This is a genomic window from Photorhabdus temperata (genome assembly GCF_025384845.1).
GTDB classification, from domain to species: Bacteria; Pseudomonadota; Gammaproteobacteria; order Enterobacterales; family Enterobacteriaceae; genus Photorhabdus; species Photorhabdus temperata.
Window position 1 is genome coordinate 36,562 of record NZ_JAJAFX010000042.1, and the last position, 7,450, is coordinate 44,011.

At 37.3% G+C, this 7,450-nt stretch carries 5 protein-coding genes; all 5 read left to right on the forward strand.

From position 1 onward, the window contains the following. Positions 1–178 precede the first annotated feature (178 nt). The 5 genes from LGZ99_RS16260 to fghA all read left to right on the forward strand — a co-directional run bounded on the left by LGZ99_RS16260 (position 179) and on the right by fghA (position 7,231). Positions 179–2,704: a DUF8727 domain-containing protein gene (locus tag LGZ99_RS16260; RefSeq protein WP_036840199.1), complete on the forward strand. Its 2,526-nt coding sequence runs from the start codon at positions 179–181 to the stop codon at positions 2,702–2,704. Then, the gene (locus LGZ99_RS16265; protein ID WP_036840201.1) at positions 2,701–4,518 is read left to right on the forward strand and encodes a nuclease domain-containing protein; all 1,818 of its coding nucleotides are present in this window, start codon (positions 2,701–2,703) and stop codon (positions 4,516–4,518) included. The genes LGZ99_RS16260 and LGZ99_RS16265 overlap by 4 nt, the downstream gene beginning before the upstream one ends. Before the next feature lie 207 nt (positions 4,519–4,725). Beyond that, on the forward strand, positions 4,726–5,058 hold the full coding sequence (locus LGZ99_RS16270) for a hypothetical protein (RefSeq protein ID WP_023045093.1): 333 nt from the start codon (positions 4,726–4,728) through the stop codon (positions 5,056–5,058). A gap of 96 nt (positions 5,059–5,154) precedes the next feature. Continuing rightward, a complete protein-coding gene (locus LGZ99_RS16275; RefSeq protein ID WP_023045092.1) occupies positions 5,155–6,264 on the forward strand; it encodes an S-(hydroxymethyl)glutathione dehydrogenase/class III alcohol dehydrogenase in 1,110 nt (369 codons plus the stop codon). A 118-nt stretch (positions 6,265–6,382) separates the two neighbouring features. Further along, complete coding sequence (fghA, locus tag LGZ99_RS16280; RefSeq protein WP_021324974.1) at positions 6,383–7,231, forward strand: S-formylglutathione hydrolase; 849 nt, start codon at positions 6,383–6,385, stop codon at positions 7,229–7,231. The last annotated feature ends 219 nt before the right edge of the window (positions 7,232–7,450 follow it).

The following is a 7,450-nucleotide window of genomic DNA, read 5'->3' on the forward strand; positions in this document are numbered from 1 at the left end:
GTTTTATACTTCAACGAATAATATAGTCATTCATTTTACCGATTGTAGTTAGATATTTTCAATAGATAAACTAAGAACTCAATAAATCAATTCAGATTAAATTAAATCATAGGTGAATATATTTTACGATATGTTATGATTCATTTTCAGACATATACTTAGGCCAACGAGAGATAAGATGCAAACAAACGAAAGAAAAGTGCTATGCATGATAGAAAAAGGGTATTCCTACGAAAGAGAAGATCAGCTAGGGAAACTCAGAGTGTATTTTGAGATTTTGAATAATGGTGAAATTGTACCAATTAATAAAGAAAGTTTATTTTGTGAAACTGAACAGGTTTTCGTTACTTCAGGGTATAGCGAATTACGTGAAAAGTATAGTTCCTCACTTTTTGCAGCAACATGTGTTCCAACAAACTTTGAGAAAAAAGAAGGGAACTGCCAATATATCACCAGAGCAAACTTTTGCGAAGAGATCAAAGGGCTTTTAGCCTGCCAAGTTTACGATCTTCCATTTCCTGACGTTAACGAAGCAGTTATTATTTTAACAGAGAAACCCGTAACAAAAACAATCCTAATCCAAAATGACAGCTATATCTATGGGCCTTTCGATTATATTGATGAAATAGACCCAGCAACAAACCAACATATTTTACATTTAAAACCCATAAGTACACCATTAAATAAAATCCAGCAATTTCATATTGGAAAAATAGGCATCCAGAAATGTATCGCATATTTATCACAAAATAATCATTCACATATGACTTTTCTATGCAATATAAAAAGAATATTTGAAAACATAGATGATACCATCGATTATATAACTAACGATCAAATCATTTCAACCTATGGGAATAGAATTGCACAAAACTCTGAGATAAGAAGTTTCAACAAAGGAACAATAGCACAAATCCGTAAGTGCTATACTTCCTCACAAGAATTTAGAACTTTCCCTGAAAGATTTAATAGGCTATTTCAAAGTTTAGAAATGGCAGAAAGTTGGGATAATACCCGGAAAGATTTGATGGATAGTTTTCTTTCAATTGATAAAGGAAAAGAAATTTTAAAAAAATATATCGACGAAAATAAAGAAAAATATTTTCGGGAAGAAAAGCAATCTTTTTTAAAGAAATTACAAGAAGATAAATTAAATCAGCAACAAACATTTAATGAGTTAGTCAATAAAAAAGAGCAAGTAGAAGCTGATATCCGCAAAATGCTGCGAGCAAGAGAGCTGTTTCTATTCAATGGTGGTCAGATATCAACAATCACCATTACGGCAGAAGAAAAAAATAAGATTGAACAGAAGCTATCTTCCCGGCGTAAAGAATTAGATACTCTAACCGCAGAAGTCAAAGTTTTAGAAGAAAAACATAGTCGTTTTAAAAAAATCGAAGACTTAAAAAATGAAATAGATGATCTGGAGCGTGAACGCGACAGATATAGAGACAGAAAAAGGCAGATGGAAGAACAGGTTGAGGATGTTGCGAAAAAACTGAGAGAAAGTAATGAAGTATTAACCAGCAGGTTAGTTCAGCTTAAACCCGATGTAGATGCTTTATGTGGTTTAAAGCCAAAAGCAGTATTTAGCTCATTGGATTATAATGTCATAACAAGGGAAATTTCAGCAACTGAAAGTGATGAAGATACCCGTGAAAATCTAATCAATAGCGTCCTTGATGCTTTAAATAATCGAGGCCGTAAAACAGATTATTATACCGTTGCGAATATTCTGACAACCATAGCACAATGTCAGTTTACATTATTTAGCGGATTACCTGGAACGGGGAAAACATCGCTGGCAAAAATACTAGCAGCCAGCCTGGGGCTACAAAATCGCTTATTAAATATTCCTGTTGCACGAGGTTGGACTTCATCAAGAGATGTATTAGGTTTCTATAATGCTTTATCCCAATCATTTATCCCTTCCGCTACTGGGTTGTTTGATTTAATTAGACATCTTCATTACGAAATGAAAGAGAAAATTGAATCAGCCGCTCCAGCTATTGTTTTACTTGATGAATTTAACCTTTCACAACCGGAACACTACTTCAGCCCGTTCCTTGAAATGGCCGATCCTGAGTCTAAACGAATAATTTTAACCGGTAATCCAGAAGAGCAACATTTTCAGGTACCCACCTATTTACGCTTTTTAGGCACTATCAATCAGGACGAATCTGTTCAATCCCTTACTCCCAGGTTGTTAGACAGGGCTGCTATAATCAATTTTGATGATTTTGAACAAGACTATGATTTGAGTGTAGTAAAATCAGATACCCATAAAGATTTAAGCATTTCTCCAATTACTGGAAATAAATTCATTGATATTTTCCTTCCAAGATCTTTAGAAATGACACCAGATATTGAGCGAATTCTGCAATTAATCATCGAAACTTTACGTGATGATAACCCAGAATTCGGAACTCCCGTTATTGTTTCATATCGAAAAATAAAAGCTATTCGCTCATACCATAATGTGGCTGGCCCAATGATGTATATCGAAAGTAAATACAAAGCATTAGATTACGCTGTAGTTCAACATATATTACCTCTTTTAAATGGCTATGGACAGAATTTTGGTAATCGATTAAATACCTTGTTAGATAATTTACCTGACGAAATGGAACGCTCACATAAACTGCTAAGAAGAATTATTAGCACCGGAAACCAAAATATGTTTTGTTATGGGGCTAATATATGATCTGTTGGGAAATGTTTATCAATTCAATTTCTGATGGGGAAGTTGTTGATCTCAGAATCAACAACAAATATCAAATTACAGAATTAGATCATATTCTGTTTCAAGTTTCTTTATCGGAAGATGATATTGAGAAAAATAGCACGCCTATAATAATCATAGGAGATACATCTCTGGAATTAATTTTTTCTCACTATGAAAATAGCGAAAAAATATACACGTCAATAGAACCACTGAGCTCACATCGTTCAAGATATTTTTATAACTTCTTTGGGGAAAGCCAAGTTTATCTTTATTTAGGAAACCAATATGATCCTATCTATAGTGTTACCTTTGATATTCTGGCAAGACGAGAAAATGTCGTCTTAGCAAACATTATGTTAGAATATCTAACCGAAAACTTAGAGGATATTGTTTCCATTTGTTTTTCAAAAAGCAGAAAAATCACCTCATCGAATGAAGATAATATTTTTAATTTCAATAAATTAGAAATAATAAAAGAAACAGTTAATTATTTGACGCAACATTTTCCATTATTTATTATAGAACATAAACACACTTTAGAACCTAAATTAATTCTATCAAAACAAGGGCAACCCACCGGACCAGATTCAATTATGTGGGCATTATACAATCTTGACCAGTTATCTCCTGCGAATAATGAAGACGCCAACATATTCTATAATAACAGAGGATATGCTTTCAATGAACTTCCTAAAGAGACACTAAAAGAAAATACGAATACTTACGAAAACAAAGTCATCCACGCTTTTCTAAAACAAGCTAATATCTTCCTGATGATGCTTAAAGAATCACTGACTTCCCCTAAAGATAAAATCCAATCCTTAGAAAAAAATGAATTTATCCAATTTAACCACACAATGTCAAAATATGCCTATTTAGCCTTAAAAAATAAATCCAAAAAAATTGAAAACCTAATTAACACTTTAGAAAAAACAAGATTATTGTTTAATAAAAAAATACCCTCAACAGCACCAATAGGTATCGTTCCTAAAGTCACACCTTATGTTGCTAAACATAACCATTACAGAAAAACCTTTTATCTTATTGAGCAGTACCACCATGCACCAACATCCTCTTTTATTGGCAAAGAACTTTTTTCCGGATTAAAAAACCTTTCAGCAATTTATGAAACTACTGTATTGATTTTATTACATGAAATTATTCAAGAAAGTTATAAAGTTCAGCTTATTGAACAAAGTTATAGACTTCATGCGGAAGAATTACCTTTCGGCGGCGTCACAATAAAAAGACCAGAAAATGAAATTAATAATTATTTCTTATTTAAAAATGAAAAATATGACATTGAATTATTTTACGAAGCAAAAATTTTCCCTTTAAGCGCCCATAGTAAAAAAGGGGATCTTGTTGATACAAGTAACAATACTGATTCTAATAAATATGGAAAACACCATTTTCACCCTGATTTTATCATGAAAATAAATTCAAAAAGCTGGAAAAACCCACTAATTATAATACTTGATGCAAAATATAAAGATGCAAAAACGATAAAAGAGCATGATATTAATGAATTAACAAGGAAGTATTTATTTAATATACATCAGGTTAATGAAAATATGGCCTTAGGAATGTCCCCGGTAAAAATGCTTTTTATTCTATTCGCACATAATTCTGAAGAAACCGTTGTCAGATCAGTTTCCCCACGACATTGTATCAATGGTCAGTTTCCAGTCTTACCACAATCAATCGCTATTTCAGTTAAACCTAATGAAAAAAATATATTAATCGAACACTTTATTGCACTTAAAGAAATTATGGATAATAATAAAGACTAATTGTATAAATCTACCAATTGAAATTATTATCAATCAAAACAATATAAGATAATTATGTCACTCCGAAAACACACATAACATTCATTTTCTCTGATTGTTTTAAGGTGTTATTTATTTTCATCCACTAAGATTTATTTTTAAATTTTTGACAATTTATGTAGTTGAATATCTAAATATCATTAGTATTTTTCTGAAGAGGAAATTATTATGGAATATCAAAAAATTGGACAAATGAGCCTTAAAAACTCAGGCGGATTCGTTGCTAGAATCCAATTTAGTTATATTGATGACAACGGTGAAAAGTTTCTAAGTAAACAAAGTGATGATATTACTCTTGGAGTCACAAAGACTCTTGATCCAGGCGATCTTGGGGTTCCTGATGGGATGATGGTTTATATGCATGTATTTGTAGTATGGGGGCGTGATAATGAAGCTCATCAAGTTTTTTCATACAAAAAAGGGAGTCAAGCGATTGCCAACTATATGATCAGTGGTACAACATTAAATAATGATCTTGGCTTAATCGATGTTATACAGTAATACATACAGGCCCTGAAAAAGCAGGGCCTTATAGGCTAAAGCTTTACTTTTTCTGCCTACGGTAAATCCTAGAACGGTTATCTATTAAGGAAAAATATGAAATCACGAGCCGCTGTTGCATTCGGGCCGGGCCGTCCCCTTGAAATCGTTGAAATCGATGTTGCCCCACCCCAGGCCGGTGAAGTACTGGTCAAAATCAGCCATACCGGTGTGTGTCATACAGATGCCTTCACCCTATCAGGGGATGATCCGGAGGGCATTTTTCCTGCTGTGCTCGGGCATGAAGGCGCAGGTGTCGTCGTTGAAGTTGGTGAAGGCGTCACCAGCGTCAAACCCGGTGACCACGTTATCCCTCTTTATACCGCGGAATGCGGAGAATGCCTGTTCTGCAAATCAGGAAAAACCAATCTGTGTGTGGCCGTACGGGCAACTCAAGGAAAAGGTGTCATGCCGGATGGCACAACCCGTTTTTCCTACCAAGGACAGCCTATTTACCATTACATGGGATGCTCTACATTCAGCGAATACACAGTCGTAGCCGAAGTATCACTGGCAAAAATCAACCCGGAAGCAAACCATCAAGAGGTATGTTTGCTGGGCTGCGGTGTCACAACCGGCATTGGCGCAGTGCACAATACCGCAAAAGTGCAACCTGGTGACTCTGTCGCCGTCTTTGGGCTCGGCGGCATTGGCCTTGCCGTGCTCCAGGGAGCCCGTCAGGCAAAAGCGGGTAGGATCATTGCCATTGATACAAATCCGGCAAAATTTGAGCTGGCCAGACAGTTCGGGGCAACCGACTGCCTGAACCCGAATGATTACGATAAGCCTATTCAGCAGGTCATTATTGAGATGACGGAATGGGGAGTAGATCATACTTTCGAGTGTATTGGTAATGTTAATGTTATGCGTGCCGCGCTTGAAAGTGCACACCGTGGCTGGGGACAATCAGTGATTATTGGCGTGGCGGGTGCAGGACAGGAAATCTCAACCCGGCCATTCCAACTGGTCACGGGTCGTTCATGGCGAGGCACCGCCTTTGGTGGTGTTAAAGGCCGCAGTCAGTTGCCTAAAATGGTGGAAGAGGCAATGAAAGGTAAAATTGAGTTAAAGCCTTTTGTTACTCACACCTTACCGCTCGAGCGCATCAACGAAGCATTCGAACTAATGAATGAAGGAAAATCCATTCGCACAGTTATCCATTACTAAGCTGTTTTGCGGGAGTTAAAAACCGTGCTTTGACAGACGGTTTTTAACAAAACAGGAAACGATGGCCGGATTTACCGTGAAATGAGTGAACCTGTAAGGTTTACCGAGAGGAAAAAGAATGGAAAGAATTGAACGCCACGCTTGTTTTGGGGGATGGCAGGATGTTTATCAGCACGAATCGGCCGTACTTGGCTGTGCCATGAATTTTGCTGTTTACCTTCCTCCTCAGGCTGAACATCAGAAATTACCGGTACTGTACTGGCTCTCAGGCTTAACATGCAATGAGCAGAATTTCATCACTAAAGCAGGTGCTCAACGCTACGCTGCCGAACAGGGTATTATCCTTGTCGCCCCAGATACCAGCCCTCGTGGTGAGAACGTTGCGGATGACAACGCTTATGATTTGGGTCAGGGCGCCGGTTTTTACCTCAACGCAACACAGGAACCTTGGGTACCTCACTATCGCATGTACGATTATGTGGTGTCAGAGCTACCGACACTGATCGAAGCACACTTCCCGGTAACAGCCTCCCGGGCCATTAGTGGTCATTCTATGGGCGGTCATGGCGCACTGATGATCGCGCTACGCAATCCAGATCGTTACCACAGCATATCAGCCTTTTCACCGATTGTTGCCCCCTCTCAGGTTCCTTGGGGAGAAAAAGCTTTTCGCGCTTATCTGGGCGAAGTTCGTGACACATGGAAAGCCTATGATGCAATCGAGCTGCTGAGCAATAGCGCCAAGCCATTGCATATGTTAATTGATATCGGTACTGATGACCCGTTTCTTCAAGAACAGCTACGCCCTGAGCTGCTGAAAAATGTGTGCGAAAGCACTGGGCATCCCTACACACTGAACCTGCGCACCGGCTATGATCATAGCTACTATTTTGTCGCTAGTTTTATTGGCGAGCATATCGCCTATCATGCCAAGGCATTAAAGGGAACTTGTTCAGATAACCAATAAATCACATACGAATCCCTTAATATTTTTATGATTAAGGGGTTGCCAAACCAATACACTGGTGGTTATTCAGTCAACTTAATTAGAACATAACGACATTTACCGTCTATTTTCACCATAACCAGACGGACAATTAAGAGAATAGTCCATCTGAAACAATTCACATTAATCAAGACTTCGCCAACGATACAGAACAAAGCTTCGAGATGCAGACAAGTACAT